The sequence below is a fragment of the Microbacterium sp. NPDC087589 genome, from assembly GCF_044743635.1.
In the GTDB taxonomy this organism is placed as follows: Bacteria; Actinomycetota; Actinomycetes; order Actinomycetales; family Microbacteriaceae; genus Microbacterium.
Genome location: NZ_JBIUWV010000011.1, coordinates 3,782 through 5,660 on the forward strand (window position 1 = coordinate 3,782; position 1,879 = coordinate 5,660).

Annotated in this window: 1 rRNA gene; it reads right to left on the reverse strand. The window is 55.0% G+C overall.

The annotated features are described in order from the left end of the window. Positions 1 to 94 precede the first annotated feature (94 nt). A 16S ribosomal RNA gene (locus ACIOU8_RS18130) occupies positions 95 to 1,619 on the reverse strand. Between the last annotated feature and the right edge of the window lie 260 nt (positions 1,620 to 1,879).

The window sequence follows — 1,879 nt, forward strand, 5'->3', positions numbered from 1 at the left end:
CGCACCATGTCAAATGTTCCACCCATGAGCTCCCAGCGAGAAACGAACGTCCTCGATCTGGGTTCTGGACTCCGAAGAGTCAGATGCTCCTTAGAAAGGAGGTGATCCAGCCGCACCTTCCGGTACGGCTACCTTGTTACGACTTAGTCCTAATTACCGATCCCACCTTCGACGGCTCCCTCCACAAGGGTTAGGCCACCGGCTTCAGGTGTTACCGACTTTCATGACTTGACGGGCGGTGTGTACAAGACCCGGGAACGTATTCACCGCAGCGTTGCTGATCTGCGATTACTAGCGACTCCGACTTCATGAGGTCGAGTTGCAGACCTCAATCCGAACTGGGACCGGCTTTTTGGGATTCGCTCCACCTCGCGGTATTGCAGCCCTTTGTACCGGCCATTGTAGCATGCGTGAAGCCCAAGACATAAGGGGCATGATGATTTGACGTCATCCCCACCTTCCTCCGAGTTGACCCCGGCAGTATCCCATGAGTTCCCACCATTACGTGCTGGCAACATAGAACGAGGGTTGCGCTCGTTGCGGGACTTAACCCAACATCTCACGACACGAGCTGACGACAACCATGCACCACCTGTTTACGAGTGTCCAAAGAGTTGACCATTTCTGGCCCGTTCTCGTATATGTCAAGCCTTGGTAAGGTTCTTCGCGTTGCATCGAATTAATCCGCATGCTCCGCCGCTTGTGCGGGTCCCCGTCAATTCCTTTGAGTTTTAGCCTTGCGGCCGTACTCCCCAGGCGGGGAACTTAATGCGTTAGCTGCGTCACGGAATCCGTGGAATGGACCCCACAACTAGTTCCCAACGTTTACGGGGTGGACTACCAGGGTATCTAAGCCTGTTTGCTCCCCACCCTTTCGCTCCTCAGCGTCAGTTACGGCCCAGAGATCTGCCTTCGCCATCGGTGTTCCTCCTGATATCTGCGCATTCCACCGCTACACCAGGAATTCCAATCTCCCCTACCGCACTCTAGTCTGCCCGTACCCACTGCAGGCCGGAGGTTGAGCCTCCGGATTTCACAGCAGACGCGACAAACCGCCTACGAGCTCTTTACGCCCAATAATTCCGGATAACGCTTGCGCCCTACGTATTACCGCGGCTGCTGGCACGTAGTTAGCCGGCGCTTTTTCTGCAGGTACCGTCACTTTCGCTTCTTCCCTGCTAAAAGAGGTTTACAACCCGAAGGCCGTCATCCCTCACGCGGCGTTGCTGCATCAGGCTTGCGCCCATTGTGCAATATTCCCCACTGCTGCCTCCCGTAGGAGTCTGGGCCGTGTCTCAGTCCCAGTGTGGCCGGTCACCCTCTCAGGCCGGCTACCCGTCGACGCCTTGGTGAGCCATTACCTCACCAACAAGCTGATAGGCCGCGAGCCCATCCCCAACCAATAAATCTTTCCAGTAACTGACCATGCGGTCGCTACTCGTATCCAGTATTAGACGCCGTTTCCAGCGCTTATCCCAGAGTCAGGGGCAGGTTGCTCACGTGTTACTCACCCGTTCGCCACTGATCCCACAGAGCAAGCTCCGTGTTCACCGTTCGACTTGCATGTGTTAAGCACGCCGCCAGCGTTCATCCTGAGCCAGGATCAAACTCTCCGTAAAAAAGAAATGCATACGACACCGGGAAAACGGTGACGCAGCGAGTTTGATGCTGACCAAAGAGACAAATTCATTGCTGACTTCATCCGAATGCCAACCCCCCGAAAGGAGTTGGTCTTTGATCCAAAGGAATTCTCACCCAGCCGAAGCTAGACGAGGATAATTTGGCATTTGACAAGTGCACGCTGTTGAGTTCTCAAGGATCGGATGCTCCCACGACCCAGTCATCACAACCAGGCCCGAAGGGCAACTTCTCTATCTTA